Here is a 22,139-nt window from a genome sequence, read left to right as displayed (position 1 = left end):
TCCCGCAAGGGGAGAAGGAAGGAAAGGTGTCACACCGGCAAGAACTGCTTCAACGCTGGCATGAAGAAGATCCCGAGATTGATCGCAAAGCCGATGCTCCAGAGAATGGAGCGCAGCGTCGGGCGGTTGCCGAGATAGGTCAGCACATAGGCGATCCGTACGATCAGGAACAGCACCGCGAGCTCGTCGATCAGGCGCTGCGGCGAATCCCTGTATTCGGCGAGCAGCACCGCAAAGGCGAAGAACGGAAAGGTCTCGATCCCGTTCTGATGCGCGCCGAGCGCGCGCTGAGCGATGGCGTCCTCGAAGAAAGCTGGATCGCGCGGCCGCGAATTGTCGAAGCCGCGAAATCTGATCCATTTGATCGAGACGATCGTTAAGAGATAGAGCAGTAGCGCCCCGAAAACGCACCATTCCGCCAGCGTCATGGTTCTCCCCCTGTGTACTGACCCTAGCGAAACCGCCCCAATCTTGACAAGTTCGGAACAACGCGCGACGCAACGGATCATGATGACAATCGCCCCCAGCCACGCCGCGATGCCGGCCACGCAGCCCGTCCCCTCGCGCGTCGGTGTGCTCCTGGTCAATCTCGGCACGCCCGATACCGCCGACGCGCGCGGCGTGCGGGTCTATCTGAAGGAGTTCCTCTCGGACGCCCGCGTCATCGAGAATCAAGGCTTGATCTGGAAGGCGGTGCTGAACGGCATCATCCTGCGCACCCGCCCCCGCGCCAAGGCGCGCGACTATCTCAAGATCTGGAACACCGAGAAGAACGAGTCGCCGCTCAAGACCATCACGCGCTCGCAGAGCGACAGGCTCGCGGCCATGCTTTCGGACCGCGACCAGGTCACGGTGGAGTGGGCGATGCGCTATGGTAATCCTTCGATCAAGTCGGGCATCGATGCCCTGATTGCGAAGGGCTGCGATCGCATCCTTGCCGTACCGCTCTATCCGCAATATTCGGCTGCGACATCCGCCACCGTCTGCGACGAGGTGTTCCGCGTGCTTGCCCGCATGCGCGCGCAGCCGACGCTGCGGGTGACGCCGCCTTACTACGAGGATGAAGCCTATATCGAGGCGCTCGCCACCTCGATCGAGACGCATCTGGCGAGCCTGCCCTTCAAGCCGGAGCTGATCGTCGCCTCATTCCACGGCATGCCGAAGGCCTATGTCGACAAGGGCGATCCCTATCAGGGCCAATGCGTCGCGACCACAGAGGCGCTGCGCCGCCGGCTCGGCATGGACGAGACAAAGCTGCTGCTGACGTTCCAGTCGCGGTTCGGATTCGACGAGTGGCTGCAGCCCTACACCGACAAGACCATGGAGCGTCTGGCGAAAGAGGGCGTGCGCCGCATCGCGGTGATCACGCCGGGTTTTTCCGCCGACTGCCTCGAGACGCTGGAGGAGATCGCGCAGGAGAATGCCGAGATCTTCGAGCACAATGGCGGCGAGCAGTTTTCCGCGATCCCCTGCCTCAACGACAGCGACCCGGGCATGGATGTGATCCGAACGCTGGTGCTGCGCGAGCTCCAGGGCTGGATATAGTGAGCCTGGATCCGAGGAGCGCCCCATGAACCGCCGCGAGGTTCTGGCGCTTCTTGGGGTGACTGCGGCGCTGCCGGCCTCGGTGCTGGCGCAAACGAATGCGACGCGCCGGCTCGGCGTGCTCTCGGTCACTGCGGCCGACGATGCGATCGGTCAGACGCGTAGCGCGGTCCTGGTCGAGGCGCTTGCCGGCCATGGCTGGAAGGAGCACGACGGCCTCAAGATTGATTGGCGCAACGGCGGCGGCGACCGCGCACGGATCGCGCAATTCGCCGACGAACTCGTGGCGCTCAAGCCCGACATCCTGCTTGCGGTCGGCACGCCCTCGGTCGAGGAGCTGCGCCGGCGCACGACGACCATCCCGATCGTTTTCGCCGTCGTCACCGATCCCGTCAGCCAGGGCTTTGTCCAGAATCTCGCCCATCCCGGCGGCAATCTCACCGGCTTCACCGATTACGACGGCCCGCTGGCCGGCAAATGGCTGGAGATGCTGACGCAGGTCACGCCAAAACCGTCCCGTGTCTTGGTCGTCTACAATCCCGCCACCGCGCCGTTCGCGCCGCTGATGCTGCGTACGATCGAGGACGCTGGCCACGCGCTCGATGTGACGGTGGAGCCCGTGCCGGTCCATGACACGGCCTCGATCGCCGCCCTGGCCCTACGGAAAGACGGCGGCCTACTGGTGCTGCCGGACTTCTTCACCATGTCCAACCGTGCGCTTCTGCTGGCGGCGATCAATGAAGCGCGCGTGCCGGCGGTGTTCTGGAGCCGCACCTTCGTCGACGAGGGTGGCTTGATGTCCTACAGCACCGACAGCGCCGAGCAGCTCCGCCGCGCCGCCTCCTATATCGATCGTATCCTGAAGGGGGCGCGAGCGGCCGATTTGCCGGTCCAGAATCCCACCACGTTCGAGCTCGCGGTCAACTTGAAGACTGCGAAGGCGATCGGCGTCACGCTTCCGCCAAGCCTGCTCGCAACCGCGAACGAGGTCATCGAGTAGGATTCGGCTACGACGGCCGGCATGGCCGGATTCGTTAACGTCGGCGCTAGGTCTACGGAAGCACGCTTTCAAGAGCGCCTCGCAAATACATAATCGCGACCATTCCCTCTCCCGGCGTCTTGTGTAGAATCCTGCCGATGCCGAAATCAGGCACGACCGCTGAGCCTTGAATCTTCTGAACTCTTTACTGAACGCTTTACTGAACCCTTGGGGTCGTGATCCCGACCAATGACAGCGCGGAAAAGGCCTTTTCCCGACAATCTTTCCCGCCTTGGAGGAAATATGAGCGGTTTCGACATTTTCGCAATTGTGCTGGTTTTGCTGGTCATCGTCACGCTGATTGCCGGCGTGAAAACGGTACCGCAGGGCTATGACTGGACCATCGAGCGGTTCGGCAAATACACCCAGACGCTGAGCCCCGGGCTCAATCTGATCGTGCCCTATTTCGATCGCGTCGGACGCAAGATCAACATGATGGAGCAGGTGATCGACATCCCCGAGCAGGAGGTGATCACCAAGGACAACGCCACCGTGACGGTCGACGGCGTCGCCTTCTTTCAGGTGTTCGATGCCGCCAAGGCGAGCTACGAGGTTTCCAACCTGACCCAGGCCGTCACCGTGCTGACCATGACCAACATCCGTTCGGTGATGGGTTCGATGGATCTCGACCAGGTGTTGTCGCACCGTGACGAAATCAACGAGCGCCTGCTGCGTGTGGTCGATGCCGCCGTCTCGCCCTGGGGCCTCAAGGTCAATCGTATCGAGATCAAGGACATCGTGCCGCCGGCGGACCTCGTCGAGGCCATGGGCCGACAGATGAAGGCCGAGCGCGTCAAACGCGCCGACATCCTTCAGGCTGAAGGTGCGCGCCAGTCCGAGATCCTGCGCGCTGAGGGTGCCAAGCAGGGCCAGATCCTCCAGGCGGAAGGTCGCCGCGAGGCCGCCTTCCGCGACGCAGAAGCGCGTGAGCGGTCGGCGGAAGCCGAGGCCAAGGCGACGCAGATGGTCAGTGAAGCCATTGCCAAGGGCGACGTCGCGGCGCTGAACTATTTTATCGCCGACAAGTATATCAAGGCGTTCGGCCAGTTCGCGGACTCTCCGAACCAGAAGATCATCATGCTGCCGATCGAAGCCACCAGCATGCTCGGCTCGCTCGCCGGCATCGGCGAGATCGCGAAAGCCACGTTCGGCGAGAGTGCGGCATCCGCGGCTGCCGCCGCTCGTCGCGGGGCGGTGCCGACGACCGGCAGCACGCCGCCGGCGGTGCCGCCGCGGCAGGGGTAAAGCGCATGCCCCGGAAAAGTGGACACCGGTTTTCCGACGAGGGCATGCGCCATTTCAAAGAGGTCGTGTCATGACCGACATGTTCGTATCGCTCGGCACCTGGAATTGGCTGATCTTCGGCTTCGTCCTGATGGCGCTGGAGGTGCTGGCGCCGGGCGTGTTCCTGTTCTGGCTCGGGCTCGCCGCGCTGCTGGTCGGGCTGATCTCGTTCGGAGCAGCGATATCCTGGCAGATCCAGCTCGTGATGTTCGCGATCTTCGCCGCCGCCGCCGTGCCGGTATGGCGCCGGCTCGCCCGGCCGAAGCCGGATGCAATTGCCGCCAGCCCCTTCCTCAACAAGCGCGCGGATGCGCTGCTCGGCCGCGAGTTCACGCTGGAGAAGCCGATTGTCGACGGCAACGGCACCATGCGCATCGGCGACACCGTCTGGCGCGTCGCAGGTCCTGATACGCCGGCGGGCACGCGTGTGAAAGTGGTGCAGGTCGACGGTGCGAATCTGACGGTGGCGGCGGCTTAGGTCGCCGTAATTGCGAGCGAAGCAATCCAGAATCTTTCCGCGGCGACAGTCTAGATTGCTTCGCTTCGCTCGCAATGACAAGCTTGTCGGGACGGCATCGCCAGACTTACGCGCCGCTCTTGCTTCGCCACCGCTCCGCGAACCTATGCAGCGGCATGAACGTCTCGCACAATTCCCGCCCCAGCGCCGTCAGCCCGTAACCGCTGGCTTCGCGGAGCTCCACGAACCCGGCCTCGCGCAAATCGTCCAGCCGCGCCTGCAGCACCGTCGGCGAGGCCTCGTCGCAGGCCCCTCGCAATGCGCGCGAGGTGAGGGGGGCGTCGCGCAACTCCCACAGGATTCGCAGGCTCCAGCGTCGTCCCAGGAGGTCAAGCAGCACCATGACCGGCCGCCCGGTGCGCGAGCTACGGACGCCGCGCGATCTCGAAGTGGTCTGTTTCGCCATCGCCGCCCTCTTGCGTGATGCTACAAATAGTGTAGCGTAATGCTACAATAAATGTAGCAAGAGAGGCGGCCGATGTCACAGGCCATACCGCGTATTGCCCCGCTCACCCCGCCTTATCCCCCAGAGATTCAGGCGCAGTTCGACCGCATCATGCGCGGTGCGCCGCCGCTGCTGCTGTTCCGGATGATGGCGGGCCACACCCGCGCCTGGGACAAGTTTCGCGCCGGCGGCCTGCTCGATCCCGGCCCGCTCTCGTTGCGCCAGCGCGAGATCGTGATCGACCGTACCTGCGCGCTGAACCAATGCGAATATGAATGGGGCGTGCACGTCGCGATTTTCGCCGCCCCGGCGGGTCTCAGCGCGGCGGAGGTGCGGGCGACCGTGCAGGGCGATGCGTCGTCGTCGTGCTGGTCCCCGGCCGAGCAGGCGCTGATCGCCGCCGTCGACGCGCTGCATCACCGCGCGACCTTTGACGACGCCGAGTTCGCCGCGCTGTCGGCGCATTACGACGAGGCGCAGATCCTGGAGATCATGCTGCTGTGCGGCTTCTATCGCACGGTGTCGTATCTGTCGAATGGGCTGCGGCTGCCGCTGGAGGACACGGCGGCAAGATTTCCGGCGTTGCTCTAACCATCGTCATTGCGAGAAGCTCTTGCGACGAAGCAATCCAGAGTCTTTCCGTGGAGGCAGTCTGGATTGCTTCGCTGCGCTCGCAATGACGAGCGGAGAGAGCGTGTCTTAAGCCACGCCCGCCCGCAGCAGATCGTGCAGATGCACGATGCCCACCACCTTGTCCGCCTCGGTCACGACCAGCGTCGTGATCTTGCGGGTGTTCAGCACCTCGATCATCTCGGTGGCGAGCATCGAGGGCGGCACGGTCTTTGGCTGCCTGGTCATGATGTCGTCGACCGACGCCGCCAGCAGGTCCGGCCGCATCTGGCGGCGCAAATCGCCGTCGGTGATGATGCCGACGGCCTCGACCGCATCGTTGACGATGCAGACGCAGCCGAGACCCTTGGCCGACATCTCCATCACCGCGTCCGACATCTTGGTGCCGAGCGGCTTGACCGGGATCTCCGCACCGGTGCGCATGTAGTCGCGGACGAATTTCAGCATCGCCCCTAACTTGCCGCCGGGGTGGAAATGCGCGAACTCCAGCGCGGTGAAGCCGCGGCCTTCGAGCAGCGCTATCGCGATGGCATCGCCGATCGCGGCCTGCATCAGGGTCGAGGTGGTCGGCGCCAGATTGTGCGGGCAGGCCTCGCGCGCCTTCGGCAGCTCGATCACGATGTCGGCGGCTTGTCCCAGCGAGGACGCCGCGTTCGACGTCACCGCGATCATGGGAATGGCGAACCGTGCCGAATAGTTCACCAGCGTCTTCATCTCCGGCTGCTCGCCGGACCAGGACAGCGCCATGATGACATCGTCGGGCGTGATCATGCCGAGGTCGCCATGACCGGCTTCGGCGGCATGGACGAAGAAGGCGGGCGTGCCGGTCGAGGCCAGCGTTGCCGCGATCTTGCGACCCATATGGCCCGACTTGCCGAGCCCGGTGACGATGACGCGGCCCTTTGCGTTGCGGATCAGATCGACCGCCTTGGCGAAGCTCGCGCCAAGCGGGCCGCGCAGGGCGGCGGCGAGCGCGTTGATACCGCCGCTCTCCGTTTCCAGGGTGCGGAGTGCGGATTCGACGCTGTCGGGAATGGGGCCGGATGATTGGGTCATCAGCGGTTTCGAACTCGGCATGTTCTGGTCCAGGGAGGAGGGGCGTTTGCCCGTTGGCGTCTGCTTAGCACGCCAGGGCCTTCGAGGCGACGAGGGCTCCCCAGCCCTCAACCGGTCGTTAACCATAATTGTTTTAACTCCATTAACGATGGTTCCCGCCGATCGGTGGGGGCGATCGCGAAAGTGTTTGATTTCGTTGGAGTTCTTCCATCGTGGGGTCGTCTCCAGGCACGAGCCGGAGCAAACGCGCGCATTTCCTGCGCGCGGCTTTGCCGTGCTTTGCGCTGACGGTCCTTGGAACCGCCCCCGTGGCCGCCCAGAGCCTCACCCCAGACCTGTTCAGTCCAAACCGCGGTGGCTTCGCCTCGCCCGACACGCTGCCGACGCGCCGTACCGCGGGCGTGCCGCAGGCACCGTCGGATGCGCTGCCGACACTGCCCGATCCCAACGCCGATTTGCGCAAACGCCAGCAGACGCCGGCGCGCGTGGGCCAAAACCCGACCAACCAAAGCCCGACCGGTCAGGTCCCGATCTACGGCTTGCCCGCCGCCAATGGCGCCAGCGCTTCCGGCTACGACTCGCTCAACCGCAAGCGACAGCAGCCAAAGTTTTATCCCGGACAGGCGAAGCCGAAGCGTCCGGTCGGCCCCGGCTCGCCGGTGCCGCCGGCGACACCGGAGCGAACGCTCGGCCCGCCACGCATCGCGCCGCCGCCCTCCGAGACGGCGCACAAGACTCCGGTCGCCCCGGCGATGGCCGGCAACGTGCCCGGCCAGCCGCTGCGCCGCCGCCTCAAGATCGATGACGATGCATTCGGCGCGGTCGGCGACTATGCCGGCAGCTTCCTGATCAAGGGCGGGCTCGAGCTCTCCACCGGTTACGACACCAACCCGGCGCGTTTGAACAAGCCGGTCGGCTCGCCGGTTTATGTGGTCGCGCCCGATCTCCTCGTGGCGTCCGACTGGGAGCGCCACGCGCTGGTCGCGGATCTGCGCGGCTCGTTCTCGGGCTACACCAAGAACATGCCGGCGACGATCGACGGCTTTGCCTCGCCCTCGCCGGTCGAGGTTGACCGCCCCGACTTCAACGGCCATGTCGACGGCCGCATCGACGTCAATCGCGATCTCAAGCTGACCACGCAACTGCGCCTGCGGCTCGCCACCGATAATCCCGGCAGCCCGAACGTGCAGGCCGGCCTGCAGAAATATCCCGTTTACGCCACCTATGGCACGACCGTCGGCTTCGACCAGACCTTCAACCGCTTCCAGGTCGCGGCCGGCGCCACCGCGGATCGCACCGCCTACACCAACTCGAAACTCACCGACGGCTCGACCTTCAGCAACGATGACCGCGACTTCAACCAATATGGCGGCGTCGGACGTTTCTCCTACGATCTCAAGCCGGGCCTGAAGCCGTTCGTCGAGATCCAGGGCGACACACGCGTCCACGACCAGGCCGCCGACCGCAATGGCTTCTTCCGCGATTCGAACGGCGGCTACGCCAAGGTCGGCACGTCCTTCGAGTTCTCGCGCATCCTCACCGGCGAGGTCTCGGTCGGCTATTCCGCGCGCAACTATGTCGATCCGCGCCTGAGCCAGCTCGCGGGATTCCTGACCTCGGGCTCGCTGATCTGGAATGCAAGCGGCCTGACCACGGTGAAATTCGCCACCGACACGCAGATCGCCGAGACCACCATCCCCGGCTCCTCCGGCGTGCTGGTGCACACCTACGCCGCCGAAGTCGATCACGACTTCCGCCGCTGGCTTACGGCAGTGGGCAAGTTCACCTACGGCACCTACGACTACCAGGGCCAGAATCGCAACGACAAGACCTACTCGTTCGAAAGCAATCTGATCTACAAGCTCAACCGCAACATCTGGGTGAAGGGCACGCTCCGCCACGACATCCTGGATTCGAACCAGCCGGGGTCGAGCTCGCAGGCGACGGTGGTGATGGTCGGGGTGAGGCTGCAGAATTAGCGGGCACCCGACCGTAGGCTCCTAATGAGGCCAAACCTCAGGTGTCGTCCTGGCGAAAGCCAGGACCCATTACCACGGGCGTGGTTTGGCGAAGACTCGTCGTTTGGTATTGCGATCGGTCACGATCGAGGGATCACGCGGTATGGGTCCTGGCTTTCGCCAGGACGACAGCGGATTTCTTGTCCGCGTTCGAGCTTGCGCAGCTCGCCCCAACTCAGCGCGGCAGATCCGTCTTCCCCATCAAGAACGTGTCGATCGACCGGGCGCACAGCCGACCCTCGCGGATGGCCCAGACCACCAGCGATTGGCCGCGGCGCATGTCACCGGCGGTGAACACGTTCGGGCGCGAGGTCTGGTAGTCGAGCGTGTTGGCCTTGACGTTGCCGCGCGGGTCGAGCTCGACCGAGAGCATCTTGAGCATCCCCTCGTGCACGGGATGGACGAAGCCCATCGCGAGCAGGACGAGGTCGGCATCGAGCTCGAACTCGGTGCCGGCGATCGGCTTGAACTTGTCGTCGACGCGCACGCAATGCAGCTTCTTGACCTTGCCGGTCTCACCGGTGAACTTCTGCGTCAACACCGCGAATTCGCGGATCGCGCCTTCGGCCTGGCTGGAGGACGTCCGCATCTTGAGCGGCCAGTTCGGCCAGGTCAGGCCCTTGTTTTCGTGCTCGGGCGGGGCCGGCATGATCTCGAGCTGGGTCACCGAGAGCGCGCCCTGGCGCAGCGAGGTGCCGATGCAGTCGGATCCGGTGTCGCCGCCGCCGATGACGACGACATGCTTGCCACCGGCCAGGATCTCCTGGACGCCGTTCAACGGTTCCTCGGACACGCGGCGGTTCTGCTGCGGCAGGAAGTCCATGGCGTAGTGGATGCCGGCGAGGTCGCGGCCGGGGATCGGCAGGTCGCGCGGGGCTTCGGCGCCGCCGGTCAGGGCCACGGCGTCGTACTCGTTGAGCATTTCGCGGGGATCGACATTGCCGTCGACGCCGACATGGCTGTTGTAGTGGAAGGTGACGCCTTCGCCCTCCATCTGCGTGACCCGGCGGTCGATGACGTTCTTTTCCATCTTGAAGTCGGGAATGCCATAGCGGAGCAGGCCGCCGGCCTTGGCGAACTTCTCGAACAGATGCACGTCGTGGCCGGCGCGCGCGAGCTGCTGTGCGCAGGCCATGCCGGCCGGACCCGAGCCGATCACCGCGACCTTCTTGCCCGTCTTCACGGCCGCCACTTCCGGCTTCAGCCAGCCATTATCCCAGGCGCGGTCGACGATCGCGCATTCGATGGTCTTGATGGTGACGGGGTTGTCGTCGATGTTGAGCGTGCAGGAGGCTTCGCACGGCGCCGGGCAGATACGCCCCGTGAACTCCGGGAAATTATTGGTCGAGTGCAGATTGCGCGAGGCTTCTTCCCAGTTGCCCTGATAGACGAGGTCGTTCCAGTCCGGGATCTGGTTGTTGACCGGGCAGCCGGGCGTGCCGGGCGAGACCGAGCCGGTGCCGTGGCAATAGGGGATGCCGCAGTTCATGCAGCGCGCGGCCTGGTCGCGCGTTTCCTTCTCGGAGAGGGGAACGACGAACTCGTGGAAATGCTTCACGCGCTCGGCGACCGGGGTGTACTTGCGGTCATGCCGTTCGATTTCGAGAAAACCCGTGATCTTGCCCATTAAACCCGAAGTCCCTGCCGCTTAAATTCGTTGTGTTTCTCTCTCGTCGTCATTGCGAGGAGCGTGAGCTTCGAAGCAATCCATTCCGCATCAGAGGAGAAAGTCTGGATTGCTTCGCTACGCTCGCAATGACGGGGTGTGATGCTCAGGCCCCGATCGCGATTTTCGGCTCGGCGTCCGCGTTGGCGGCCATCTCGCGCAGCGCGCGCCGGTATTCGACCGGCATCACCTTGCGGAATTTGGGCAGCCAGTCCTTCCAATTGGCCAGGATGTCGGCGGCACGCTTGGAGCCGGTTGCCTTGGCATGGCGCGTGATCAGGACGTGGAGCCGCTCGACGTCAGAGGCGAGCAGGTCCTTGAACACGTCCACCCGGCCGTGCGCCTCGAGGTCACCGGAGTGATGATAGGTGCCGGCGTTGATCAGCTCTTCCGACAGCACCGGCTCGAGCTCGACCATCGCCATGTTGCACAGCCTGTCGAAGTCGCCGGTCTCGTCCAGCACATAGGCGATGCCGCCGGACATGCCGGCCGCGAAGTTGCGCCCGGTCTTGCCGAGCACGACCACGATGCCGCCCGTCATGTATTCGCAGCAATGGTCGCCGGCGCCCTCGACCACCGCCACGGCGCCGGAATTGCGCACGGCAAAGCGCTCGCCGGCGATGCCGCGGAAGTAGCACTCGCCTTGAATGGCGCCGTACATCACGGTGTTGCCGACGATGATGCTCTCTTCCGGCACGATGCCGCTGTTGGCCGGCGGCTTGACGATGATCTTGCCGCCCGAGAGGCCCTTGCCGACATAGTCGTTGGCTTCGCCTTCGAGCTCGAAGGTGACACCTTGCGCCAGCCACGCGCCGAAGGCCTGGCCCGCGGTGCCCTTGAGGCTGACATGGATGGTCTCATGCGGAAGGCCGGCATGGCCGTAGATCTTGGCGACCGCACCCGACAGCATCGCGCCCGCGGAGCGGTTGGTGCTGTTGATCTTGGCCTCGATCTTCACCGGCGCACCGCGGTCGAGCGCAGGCGTCGCCTGCTCGATCAGCGTGCGATCGAGCACCGCTTCCAGATGATGGTTCTGGCGCTCGGAGTGATAGATCTTCTGGCCCTTCTCTTCCTTCTGCTTGACGAAGAGCTTGGAGAAGTCGAGCCCCTTGGCCTTCCAGTGAGCGACCAGCTTGGTCTGGTCGAGCAGCTGCACCTGGCCGATCATCTCGTTGAAGCTGCGGAAGCCGAGCGAGGCCATGATCTCGCGGACCTCTTCGGCGACGAAGAAGAAGTAGTTGATCACATGCTCAGGCTGGCCGGTGAAGCGCTTGCGCAGGACGGGGTCCTGGGTCGCGACGCCGACCGGGCAGGTGTTGAGATGGCACTTGCGCATCATGATGCAGCCGGCCGCGATCAAGGGCGCGGTGGCGAAGCCGAACTCGTCGGCGCCCAGCAGCGCGCCGATCACGACGTCACGGCCGGTGCGGAAGCCGCCGTCGACCTGCACCACGATGCGGCTGCGCAGCCGCTCGCGCACCAGCGTCTGGTGGGTTTCGGCGAGGCCGATTTCCCAAGGGCTGCCGGCGTGCTTGATCGAGGTCAGCGGCGAAGCGCCGGTGCCGCCCTCGAAGCCCGCGATGGTGACATGGTCGGCGCGCGCTTTGGCGACGCCCGCGGCCACGGTGCCGACGCCGATCTCGGAGACGAGCTTGACCGAGACTGCGCCATCCGGATTGACGTTCTTGAGGTCGTAGATCAGCTGCGCCAGATCCTCGATCGAGTAGATATCGTGGTGCGGCGGCGGCGAGATCAGGCCGACGCCCGGCGTCGAATGCCGGACCTTGGCGATGGTCGCGTCGACCTTGTGGCCGGGCAATTGGCCGCCTTCGCCGGGCTTTGCGCCCTGCGCCATCTTGATCTGCATCATGTCGGAGTTGACGAGATACTCCGTGGTGACGCCGAAGCGGCCCGAGGCGACCTGCTTGATCGCCGAGCGCATGCTGTCGCCGTTCGGCAGCGGCTTGAAACGGTCCGCTTCCTCGCCGCCTTCGCCGGTGTTCGACTTGCCGCCGATCCGGTTCATGGCAATCGCGAGCGTGGTGTGCGCCTCGCGCGAGATCGAGCCGAAGCTCATCGCGCCAGTGGCGAAACGCTTCACGATGTCCTTGGCCGGCTCGACCTGGTCGAGCGGTATCGGCTTGCGCTTCTCTTCGTCCGCATTCTTGATCCGGAACAGGCCGCGTAGCGTCAGGAGACGCTCCGACTGCTCGTTGAGGATCTTCGCGAAGGCGCGGTAGCGTTCCAGCGAATTGCCGCGCGCGGCGTGCTGCAGCAGCCCCACCGACTCGGCGGTCCATGCATGGTCCTCGCCGCGGCTGCGATAGGCGTATTCGCCGCCGACATCGAGCGAAGTCTTGTAAACGAGGGCATCGCCGAACGCGTCGGCATGACGGCGCACCGCCTCTTCGGCAATCTCGCCAAGACCGACGCCCTCGACGCGGGTGTGGGTGCCGGCGAAGAATTTGCCGACGAATTCCGCCTTCAGGCCGATGGCGTCAAAGATCTGCGCGCCGCAATAGGACTGGTAGGTCGAGATGCCCATCTTGGACATCACCTTGAGCAGGCCCTTGCCGATCGACTTGATGTAGCGCTTGACGATCTCGTAGTCGTCGAGCGAGCCGGGCAGGCGGTCCTTCATCGCGATGATGGTCTCGAACGCCAGATACGGATTGATCGCTTCCGCGCCGTAGCCGGCGAGACAGGCGAAATGATGCACTTCGCGCGGCTCGCCGGATTCGACGACGAGGCCGACCGAGGTGCGCAATCCGGTGCGGATCAGATGATGATGCACGGCGGCGCAGGCCAGCAGCGACGGGATCGGAACCCGGTCGGTGCCGACCATGCGGTCGGACAGGATGATGATGTTGACGCCCTCGCGCACCGCGCTCTCCGCGCGTGCGCAGAGCTCATCCAGCACCTGGTCCATGCCTGCCGCGCCGAGGCCGGCGTGGAAGGTGGTGTCCAGCGTGCGCGACTTGAAGTGCGACTCGGCGACCTCGGAGATCGAGCGGATCTTTTCGAGGTCCGCGTCGGTCAGGATCGGCTGGCGCGCTTCGAGGCGCTTGGTCGTGGCTAGGCCTTGCAGGTCGAACAGGTTCGGCCGCGGTCCGATGATGGAGACGAGGCTCATCACCAGCTCCTCGCGGATCGGGTCGATCGGCGGATTGGTGACCTGCGCAAAGTTCTGCTTGAAGTAGGTGAACAGCGGCTTGGCCTTGGCCGACAGCGCCGAGATCGGCGTGTCGTTGCCCATCGAGCCTGCGGCTTCCTCGCCGGTGGAGGCCATCGGCGTCATCAGGATGGTGATGTCTTCCTGGCTGTAGCCGAACGCCTGCTGGCGATCGAGCAGCGACAGGTTGGAGCGCACGCCGGTGGTCGGCACCTTCGGCAGCTCTTCCAGCACGATCTGGGTCCGCTCCAGCCACTCCGTGTAGGGATGGCTTCTGGCGAGCTCGGCTTTGATCTCGTCGTCGGGGATCAGGCGGCCCTGCTCGAGATCGACCAGCAGCATCTTGCCGGGCTGCAAGCGCCACTTGGTGATGATCTGGTCCTCGGGAATCGTCAGCACGCCCATCTCGGACGCCATCACGATGCGGTCGTCCTTGGTGACGAGATAGCGCGCCGGCCGAAGGCCGTTGCGGTCGAGCGTGGCACCGATCTGGCGGCCGTCGGTGAACGCGATCGCGGCGGGGCCGTCCCACGGCTCCATCAGGGCTGCGTGATATTCGTAGAAGGCGCGGCGCTTCTCATCCATCAAGGGATTGCCGGCCCACGCCTCCGGAATCATCATCATGACGGCGTGCGGCAGCGAGTAGCCGCCCTGCACCAGGAACTCGAGCGCGTTGTCGAAGCAGGCGGTGTCCGACTGGCCTTCGTAGGAGATCGGCCAGAGCCGGTTGATGTCCTTGCCGTACAGCTCGGAGCTCACCGAGGCCTGGCGCGCCGCCATCCAGTTGACGTTGCCGCGCAGCGTGTTGATCTCGCCGTTATGCGCGATCATGCGGTAGGGATGCGCCAGCGACCACGCCGGGAAGGTGTTGGTCGAGAAACGCTGGTGCACGAGCGCCAGCGCGCTCTCGAAATCCTTCTCGTGCAAATCGGGATAGTACTTGCCGAGCTGGTCGGCGAGGAACATGCCCTTGTAGATCACGGTGCGGCAGGACATTGAGCAGGGATAGTAGCCGGCGAGGCCGCGGTCGCGGCGCTGATAGATCGCCTGCGAGATCGACTTGCGCAGAATGTAGAGCCGGCGTTCGAAATCGTCCTCGGTCTTGGCGGTGCCGTTGCGGCCGATGAACACCTGCATGCAGGCGGGTTCGGTCGGCTTCACGGTGACGCCGAGCGAGGAATTGTCGGTCGGCACGTCGCGCCAGCCGAGCAGCGTCAGGCCCTCTTCCTTGATCTGGTCGGCGATGATGCTTTTGATGACGTTGCGCCACGCGGTGTCGCGCGGCATGAAAAGCGCGCCGATGGCGTATTCGCCCGGATTGGGCAGCGCGAAGCCGAGCTCCTTCGCCTTGCGGCTGAAGAACGCATGCGGGATCTGCACCAGAATGCCGGCGCCGTCACCGGCGCGCGGGTCGGCGCCGACGGCGCCGCGGTGCTCGAGGTTGCAGAGGATGCTGAGCGCGTCCGCGACGATCTCGTGCGACTTCTGGCCCTTGATGTTGGCGATGAAGCCGACGCCGCAGGAATCTTTTTCCAGGCTCGGATCGTAGAGGCCTACGGCCGGCGGCCGTGAATTGTGTTCCTGAATCGGATCGGCCGTTTTCGAGGCGACCGTCGCCGACAGTTGTTCTGCCACGATGTTTCCGCGCTCGACTTGCGACCCGTTCATGTTCTCGTCCTCTCCATGCGGCAAGCTGCCTCACCGCCATCTTCGGCGCACCTTGGGCGTCCCGCGGCACCCGCTTCTGGGTCACCGCTCGTCCGCTCGCGAGCCGCATTTTCTTAAATTCAGGCCAAGGCGTTCTTCGTCCCCGAGAACGGCTTTGCCTGTTGCCTTCCTGGCGCTCGAAAGCACCGACTTTCGTTGCAATCCCTATGCCGGAACCGCAAGCAAAATTGAGACAGTCTTCCTGTCCTAACCGTCACCTTGCCAAATTTTTGTCTATCACACAAGCGCGCGCAAGTCCCGATTCCCCATAGATCAATCAATCGCTTTCCAAAAGTTGCGCGGCCCCGGTTTAGAAGCAAACACGCCCTGATCCGGCCCCGCCGACGCCGGAATCCCCAATGAAGCTTCGGATCAACCCTCTGGAAGACGCGCCACGTCGCAAGAAGCGAAAGAGCGCGATCCATCGGGGGGCCTGACAGGAGCGTCTCGACCATGAAGTTTTTCACAGGATGTGTGGCCGCCGCCACGCTGGCGCTGGCCGCGACCGCGGCTCAAGCGCAGGTTCCAGCGCGAGGGGCGATGATCGCGGTCTCGGATTTCGACGCCCCCTATGCGCCGCCGGAGGCCGCGCCGCCTCCGCCGCGCTACGGCTATGGCTATGGCTACGAAGAACGCGGGCCGGCCCCGGTGCTGCTGCCATCGACAGAGGTCTACGCGGTGCTGCGCGAGAACGGCTTCTCTCCATTGGGCATCCCGCGCCTGCGCGGCAGCGTCTACACCATCGCGGTGATCGACCGCCGCGGGGAGGACGGCCGGCTCGTGATCGATGCCCGCGACGGAAGGATTTTGCGCTTCATGCCGGCTGCCGACGCCTACGGCATGGCGCCCGGCTACGAGCAGCCTGCGGTTGCGCCTTACCGCCCGCAAAGCGCGCTGCCGCCGCCGACCATGGTCCGCAGTGGTCCGCCCCGCCCACCGGCTCCGATTCCGCATGTCGCCAGCCGCTCCGTGCCGCTGCCCAAGGCGGCTCCGCCGCGCGGCGAGACGCCGGTCACAGCGGCGAAGCCGGCCGAGCCTGCGACGCAGCCGGCAGCGCAGGCTCAACCTGCCACGCAGACCGTGGCGGCCGTGCCGGCAAAGCCCGCCGAGGCCGCGCCGCAGGTCATTGCTCCAACCGTCGGTCTGGCCAAACCTGCTCCAACCATCCTGCCGACACAGGACATGCCGGCAGCGCAGGGGCTGGATTAGGACGCGCTACGCATCACCAACGGTGTCGTCCTGGCGAAAGCCAGGACCCATACCGCCAGGTCTGTCGATTGTTCGTGGTGTGAGTACCGGACGACGAGTCTTCGCCAAACATCCCCTTGGGGTAATGGGTCCTGGCTTTCGCCAGGACGACGTTGGGGAGAGAGCGGAGCAAAACAAAAGGCGCCTGAGCACTCAGGCGCCTTTGCACCATGACAAGCGCCGCTCAGCTCCGCCCATACCCCGCCGCTTCCAGGATCAAATTCGCCACCTCCTTCGGATGAGACACCAGCGAGAGGTGGCCGGCGTCGAGCTCGATCGTCGTGGCGTTCATGCGCTTGGCGAGGAAGCGTTCGAAATCGGGATTGATGGTGTCGTCGCTCTTCGACACCGCGTACCAGCTCGGCTTGGAATGCCATGCCGCCTCTGTGGTGCGACCGGCGAAGATCGAGGCGGCCGTCGGCCATTGCACCGCGTAGAGCGCCTTCGCCTGCTCCGGCTTCACGCCATTGGCGAAATACTTCAGGAAGGCGTCTTCCGAGAGCCTGGTGTAACCGTCGCGCTCGACGACGCCGGTGCGCACCGGTCCCGCGGGGAATTGCTTGGACAGGGCGACGAAATCCTCGTTGGCATCGGGTGCGCGGGCGGCGACATAGACGAGGCCAGTGACCTTCGGGTCGTTGCCGACCTGGCTGATGACGGTGCCGCCCCAGGAATGCGCGACCAGCACGGTTGGACCATCCTGCTCGGCCAGCGCGCGCTTGGTTGCCTCGACGGAGTCCGACAGCGACGACAGCGGATTTTGCACGGCAGTCACGTTGAGGCCGGCGGCCTGGAGGATCGGGATCACCTCCGACCAGCTCGAGCCGTCGGCCCAGGCGCCGTGCACCAGCACGATGTTCTTGGCCTTCACCGTTTGCGGGGTCTGTGCGTGAGCAAGGCTGATGGGGGCCGCCAACAGGCTCGCGGCGACGAAAAGGCTGCGCCAAAGTGTCATGATCGTTCTCCGTCTCATTTTGTGTTCGATATTCAAAGGACGGTGTGCGGAGCGGCGGCGTTACGCTTGGTCACTCACCTGTGACAACCGCCTTGGTCGGGGGCGTACGAGACACGCAGGCGAGCTCATGCGGTGTGTGGGTAACGTAGAACAACAGACCCAAACCTGTATTTCGATTTCAACCGAAAACCAGCTGCCGGCCGCAGGATTTGCGGCTACTTGCAGCTTTCGCGAGCCAACGACTGAACACGCAAAAAAACGCCCCGGGGCACCGGGGCGTTTTCGCAACCTGGAAGTGGCGTCCGTGATTTACGCGGCTACCGAGTTCTCGATCACCTGTGCGCCCTGCGCACCGGTGTTGATCGCGATCTGGCGCGGCTTCTTCGCCTCGGGAATCTCGCGGACGAGGTCGACGTGAAGCAGCCCGTTCTCGAGCGAGGCGTTCTTCACCTGCACGAAATCGGCAAGCTGGAATGCACGCTCGAAAGCACGCGCGGCGATGCCGCGGTACAGCACTTCGGCCTTCGAGTTCTCGTTGGCGACTTTTTCGCCCTTGATCGTCAGCGTGTTTTCCTTCGCGACGATGGAGAGCTCATCCTTGGCAAAGCCCGAGACCGCAACGGTGATGCGGTAGTCGTTCTCGCCGGTGCGCTCGATATTGTAGGGGGGATAACCGGGGCTGCCGTCCGAACCGGCCTGGTCGAGCAGGTTGAAGAGGCGGTCGAAGCCGACGGTGGAACGGTAGAAGGGGGTCAGGTCGTACGTACGCATGGTCAAGTCCTCCATTGAGCGACTGTTGAGTAACCCGCCCGCCAATCGGGCCGGGCTTTCGTCTGTGTGCAGCCTGATGTTCCGGTTCCGAAACACTGGTAGCGGCCTGCACCAAGGTGATATGGGTTGACGATAACGGCGTTCAAGAGGGCGGATACTTAGCCTTTTCGGCGCTCCCGCCCCCTGATTTGCAGCACTTCGTGCCCAAGCCCTCCCCATCATGACGCTGGTCTCGATACCCTCCAATCCCGTTCCCGAAGACGTCGTCAGCGGCACCATCAAAACCCCTGATGGCGTCGAGCTGCGCTTTGCGCGCTGGGCGCCGCCGGCGAACCGCAAGGGCACCGTCTGCGTCTTCACCGGACGCAGCGAGCAGATCGAAAAATATTTCGAGACCGTGCGCGATTTGCGCGACCGCGGCTTTGCGGTGGCGATGATCGACTGGCGCGGGCAGGGCCACTCCTCGCGGCGCCTGCGCGATCCGCGCAAGGGCTATGTCCGCGACTTCGCGGACTTCGAGATCGACGTCGAGACCTTCGTGCAGCAGGTGGTGCTGCCGGATTGCCCGCCGCCCTTCTTCGCGCTCGCCCACTCCATGGGCGGCACGGTGATGCTGCGGGTGGCGCATGCGGGCAAGCGCTGGTTCGACCGCATGGTGCTGTCGGCGCCGATGATCGACCTCCCCGGCCGCGCCACCTCGTTTCCGGCGCGGGCGCTGCTGAAGACGATGCGCGTGTTGGGGATGGGCGGCCGTTATGTCCCCGGCGGCACCGACCAGATCACCGGGCTCAATCCCTTCATCAACAATCCGCTGACCAGCGATCCGGTGCGCTATGCGCGCAATGCCGCGATCCTGGAGGAGGATCCGACCCTCGGACTCGCGTCACCGACGGTCGCCTGGGCCGATACCGCCTTCCGCGCGATGAACACCTTCAAGGGCAAAAACTACCCGTCCGAGATCCGTCAGCCGATCCTGATGCTGGCGGCCTCCAGCGACACCGTGGTCTCGATCGCGGCGATCGAGGAGTTCGCCTATCATTTGCGCGCCGGCTCCCATCTCGTGATCGCCGGCGCCAAGCACGAGATTCTCCAGGAGCAGGACCGTTACCGCTCCCAATTCTGGGCCGCCTTCGACGCCTTCGTGCCGGGCACGCCGCTGTTCAAGTGAGGGGAAGCGATGCTTCCCTGCGACCACACGCCGTCATGCCCGGGCTTGTCCCGGGCATCCACGTTCTTTGCGCCGTGACGAAGACCGTGGATGGCCGGGACAAACCCGGCCATGACGAGGAAGTAGCATCACCCACTACAGCGTTTTCAGATACTCGATCAGATCGTAGCGCTCGTTGTCGTCCTTGAACACGCGGCCGATCACGCCGGGACGTTTTTGCTCGCCCGGCTTGCGCTCGAAGGAATGGCCGAGCACGCTGTTGCCCTGGATCGGATCCTTGTCCGACCCGGCCGAGAACTCGGTTTCACCCGTCTTGCACTTCTCGTCGGCGGTGACCGCAAAGCCGACGGTCACGGGATCATAGTCGCGGCGGCCCATGCAGAATTTTTGCGGGCGCTCGCTTGCAGGCTTCAGCAACCAGTAGAGAGAGGGCACCGAGCCGTTGTGCAGATAGGGCGCCGTGGCCCAGATGCCGTTCAGCGGCCGTGCCCGATAGCGTGCTCCCCCCACCGGATTGAGGCAGTTCTTGCGCGCGAGATTCCACAATTTCGCCCGCTCGGCGTCCGGAGTCTTCTCGTCGTCCATCCATTTGCGGGCGACGAGATCCACCACGGTCATCAGCCCGAGCGCATACACCATCTCGGTCGGGGAGCTTGCGGTCGAGACGTCGCATTGCCACCATTTCTGGAGGTCGGCCGTATTCACTTTCAGGAAGCCGGGCAGATCGACGATCCTGTTGCTGAGCACGAGCGACTGTTCGGGATCCGTCTTGATCTCGTCGAGGGGGATCGTCACCGCGTTCAGCACCTTGCTGTCGCCGCTCGGCTCCCAATGTCCCGAAGACCAGAAAGCCGGGGTGTCGATCGCCGGCAGATGGCATCCGGAACACATCTCGGCGTAGATCTTGCGGCCATTGTCGACCTTCTTCTGATCGAGCCTCCAATTGTCGCCAAGGATCTGCGAGGGCCATTTCGGCGCCAGCAGGCCGCCGAACTTCGGACCGGTGGAGGGATCCGCCGTCTTGAACGGATCTGGCCCCCTGAGCATGTCCTCGATCCAGCCGAGCGTGTTGATATGAACGGAGGACCGCCACAGCCTGTCCTCAGGGTAGGCGTCGGACAGATTGAGCAGCGCCGTCACGCCGAGGGCTTCGCCGGCGTTGCGGATCAGCGGCTGCTCGATCGAGGCGTCGTACTGGGCGAACTTGAACCAGGGCACGGTCCAGATCGGGGGATAGCTGACCGGGGCGTCCTGGGCGTGCAGGTTCTTCTCGAATCCCTTGATCCCGCTCAGCGCGAGATCCTGCGAAAAAACCTGATTGCCGATGCGATTGAGAGCGTCGAGGCGACCGAACCCTTCCTCGGTGTCCTGCTGCTGCCTGCCGTTCCAGGTCTTCTTGCCTTCAATCGTCTTTTGCTGGGTTTGCGCCCAGTCGATCAGGAAGTTGCCGATCGCGCTGAGCTTCTGCTTGAGCGCGGCGCGGTCAGCCTTGCTGGCATCGGGGCCGAGCACGCGATCGGCGAAGCGCTGGAAGCGGAACGGCACGTAAAGCGTGTAGGCGATCGACAGGCCGGTGGAGAGTTCGAGCTTCTTCAGATCGGTCATGGCCGGACCGCCGTCGAAACGCACGTCCACGCCCTGGTAGTGGATCTGGCCGGTATGGCAGCCCGCGCAGGTCAGTCCGATCTTGTCCTCTTCGCGACGGCCCGTCGCGGGATCGATGACACCGGTCATCCGTGCGAAGCCGACCGGCAGGCCGTCGACGTTCTCCGCCGGCGTCCACCTAGTCGACCAGTCCGGCGCCTGCGTCGTCTCGTAGACATTGGCGTAGCCAAAGCGGCGCAGTGACGTCGCATCGGTCTGGATCGACTGCGGGCTCGGGATGAACCCGAAGCGCTCGAGATAGGCGCTGTCCGTCATCATGCCTGGCCGCGAGAACAAATGCAGGCGCGGCTGCTCCAGCGCCATGAACCATTCGTAAGGCACCGGGAAAGTCGCGGTGCCCTGACTGGCGTGGTGAAACCAGTGCCTGTCCTTCAGCGACCAGTTCTGTTCGAGCCAAAAGGCCGCCTTCGTCTCGGGGACCGTGGGCAAGGGCGGCGGCAGGAGATTCACGAGAATTCCCTTTTGCGGCAGCATGGCGCGCATCTGGTCGGGGAATTCGGCGACCGCAACGAGCAAGGCGAGACCGAGGGCGACGAGCAGGGCCGCAACCTTGAGGGCGCCCCGCACCACGCGCTGGCAGGTCGACAGCACCGGCTGCGATACGAGCCGCTGGTTGATGCGAGCAGGGAATTGTCGCTCGTTGAACAGAGTGCGCACGTCGGCCACGCTGAGATAGCGGTCCTCACCCGCGCCCTTGCCCGCGATCTTCAGGAGGATCGGCCACTCGAACTTCATCAGCAGAGGGTAGTACCAGCGCGCGGCGCTGCCGGCGCGCTTGAGGTTGTCGTGCATGAAGACGCCGATTTCCGAGGCGTTGAGACCCGGCTCGGAGTCGCCGCCGTTCGGATCCTGGTAGGTCCGGCCGAAGCTCGCAAACCGCGCAAGCTCGTCCTCATCGACGTTGCCGTCGACGCCGAGGACGCGCGAGCCGGCACCGCGCTTGTCGAGGGGGCCGCCACGCAACGCGTCGAGCTGCGCGCCCGAAAATATGCTCTTCAGGATGTGACCCAGACCGTTGGCGATAAGCGCGACGCCGCGGACCTGGATGCGGGCCGAGACCTTCTTCAGCCCGGTCTCGCCGCTCGCATTCGCGATCGTTTGCGACAGCGTGCCGAGCGGGACGGTTCCGCCGTCAACAAACCCCTCGCCGACGAGGCCGCGGAGGAATGGACAGGGATTGTTCGGCGAGACCTGGATCGAGGGGTCGAAGGGGGGCTTCGGAGCAGAGTCATGCATGGCCCAAAATCCTGAAA

Annotated in this window: 16 protein-coding genes; 8 read left to right on the top strand and 8 right to left on the bottom strand. The window is 64.6% G+C overall.

Features of this window, described 5'->3' with window-relative positions:
- Positions 1 to 29: 29 nt before the first annotated feature.
- A complete protein-coding gene (locus N551_RS0102110; protein ID WP_027565541.1) occupies positions 30 to 428 on the bottom strand; it encodes an MAPEG family protein in 399 nt (132 codons plus the stop codon).
- An 82-nt stretch (positions 429 to 510) separates the two neighbouring features.
- Between N551_RS0102110 and hemH the strand changes: the two genes are divergently transcribed.
- The 4 genes from hemH to N551_RS0102090 all read left to right on the top strand — a co-directional run bounded on the left by hemH (position 511) and on the right by N551_RS0102090 (position 4,346).
- Complete coding sequence (gene hemH / locus N551_RS0102105; RefSeq protein WP_371180053.1) at positions 511 to 1,545, top strand: ferrochelatase; 1,035 nt, start codon at positions 511 to 513, stop codon at positions 1,543 to 1,545.
- A gap of 25 nt (positions 1,546 to 1,570) precedes the next feature.
- Positions 1,571 to 2,545 carry an ABC transporter substrate-binding protein gene (locus tag N551_RS0102100; protein WP_027565539.1) on the top strand — a complete coding sequence of 325 codons (975 nt, stop codon included), beginning with the start codon at positions 1,571 to 1,573 and terminating at the stop codon, positions 2,543 to 2,545.
- Positions 2,546 to 2,827: 282 nt separating this feature from the next.
- A complete protein-coding gene (locus tag N551_RS0102095) occupies positions 2,828 to 3,829 on the top strand; it encodes an SPFH domain-containing protein (RefSeq protein WP_027565538.1) in 1,002 nt (333 codons plus the stop codon).
- Between the two features lie 70 nt (positions 3,830 to 3,899).
- On the top strand, positions 3,900 to 4,346 hold the full coding sequence (locus N551_RS0102090; protein WP_027565537.1) for an NfeD family protein: 447 nt from the start codon (positions 3,900 to 3,902) through the stop codon (positions 4,344 to 4,346).
- Positions 4,347 to 4,452: 106 nt separating this feature from the next.
- On the opposite strand, the gene N551_RS0102085 is transcribed toward N551_RS0102090, so the two are convergent.
- Positions 4,453 to 4,791, bottom strand: a complete 339-nt coding sequence (locus N551_RS0102085) for a helix-turn-helix domain-containing protein (RefSeq protein ID WP_027565536.1) — start codon at positions 4,789 to 4,791, stop codon at positions 4,453 to 4,455.
- 72 nt (positions 4,792 to 4,863) lie between these two features.
- Between N551_RS0102085 and N551_RS0102080 the strand changes: the two genes are divergently transcribed.
- Positions 4,864 to 5,421 (top strand): carboxymuconolactone decarboxylase family protein, encoded by a 558-nt coding sequence (locus tag N551_RS0102080; RefSeq protein ID WP_027565535.1) that lies wholly within the window; start codon positions 4,864 to 4,866, stop codon positions 5,419 to 5,421.
- A 108-nt stretch (positions 5,422 to 5,529) separates the two neighbouring features.
- Here the strand turns inward: N551_RS0102080 and N551_RS0102075 are convergent, their stop codons facing one another.
- Positions 5,530 to 6,537: an SIS domain-containing protein gene (locus N551_RS0102075; protein WP_027565534.1), complete on the bottom strand. Its 1,008-nt coding sequence runs from the start codon at positions 6,535 to 6,537 to the stop codon at positions 5,530 to 5,532.
- 191 nt (positions 6,538 to 6,728) lie between these two features.
- On the opposite strand from N551_RS0102075, the gene N551_RS0102070 reads away from it, so the two are divergent.
- On the top strand, positions 6,729 to 8,495 hold the full coding sequence (locus N551_RS0102070) for an outer membrane beta-barrel protein (protein ID WP_027565533.1): 1,767 nt from the start codon (positions 6,729 to 6,731) through the stop codon (positions 8,493 to 8,495).
- A gap of 214 nt (positions 8,496 to 8,709) precedes the next feature.
- Here the strand turns inward: N551_RS0102070 and N551_RS0102065 are convergent, their stop codons facing one another.
- Positions 8,710 to 10,161, bottom strand: coding sequence for a glutamate synthase subunit beta (locus N551_RS0102065; RefSeq protein WP_027565532.1), 1,452 nt, complete (start codon positions 10,159 to 10,161; stop codon positions 8,710 to 8,712).
- Positions 10,162 to 10,306: 145 nt separating this feature from the next.
- The gene (gltB, locus tag N551_RS0102060; protein WP_027565531.1) at positions 10,307 to 15,040 is read right to left on the bottom strand and encodes a glutamate synthase large subunit; all 4,734 of its coding nucleotides are present in this window, start codon (positions 15,038 to 15,040) and stop codon (positions 10,307 to 10,309) included.
- Positions 15,041 to 15,532: 492 nt separating this feature from the next.
- Here gltB and N551_RS0102055 point away from each other — a divergent pair, with 492 nt between their 5' ends.
- Positions 15,533 to 16,288 (top strand): hypothetical protein, encoded by a 756-nt coding sequence (locus N551_RS0102055; RefSeq protein WP_027565530.1) that lies wholly within the window; start codon positions 15,533 to 15,535, stop codon positions 16,286 to 16,288.
- Between the two features lie 223 nt (positions 16,289 to 16,511).
- On the opposite strand, the gene N551_RS0102050 is transcribed toward N551_RS0102055, so the two are convergent.
- Together N551_RS0102050 and N551_RS0102045 are read right to left on the bottom strand one after the other, a co-directional pair.
- Positions 16,512 to 17,282, bottom strand: a complete 771-nt coding sequence (locus N551_RS0102050; protein ID WP_027565529.1) for an alpha/beta fold hydrolase — start codon at positions 17,280 to 17,282, stop codon at positions 16,512 to 16,514.
- A gap of 309 nt (positions 17,283 to 17,591) precedes the next feature.
- Complete coding sequence (locus N551_RS0102045) at positions 17,592 to 18,053, bottom strand: Hsp20 family protein (RefSeq protein ID WP_007597127.1); 462 nt, start codon at positions 18,051 to 18,053, stop codon at positions 17,592 to 17,594.
- A 220-nt stretch (positions 18,054 to 18,273) separates the two neighbouring features.
- On the opposite strand from N551_RS0102045, the gene N551_RS0102040 reads away from it, so the two are divergent.
- Complete coding sequence (locus N551_RS0102040) at positions 18,274 to 19,221, top strand: alpha/beta fold hydrolase (protein WP_027565528.1); 948 nt, start codon at positions 18,274 to 18,276, stop codon at positions 19,219 to 19,221.
- Positions 19,222 to 19,356: 135 nt separating this feature from the next.
- On the opposite strand, the gene N551_RS0102035 is transcribed toward N551_RS0102040, so the two are convergent.
- Positions 19,357 to 22,122 (bottom strand): di-heme-cytochrome C peroxidase, encoded by a 2,766-nt coding sequence (locus tag N551_RS0102035; RefSeq protein WP_027565527.1) that lies wholly within the window; start codon positions 22,120 to 22,122, stop codon positions 19,357 to 19,359.
- Positions 22,123 to 22,139 lie beyond the last annotated feature (17 nt).

Origin of the sequence: Bradyrhizobium sp. URHA0013, from assembly GCF_000518345.1 — a bacterium.
Taxonomy (GTDB): Bacteria; Pseudomonadota; Alphaproteobacteria; order Rhizobiales; family Xanthobacteraceae; genus Bradyrhizobium.
Note: the sequence above shows the minus strand (reverse complement) of the source record. Positions and strands in the feature narration are given on the sequence as shown.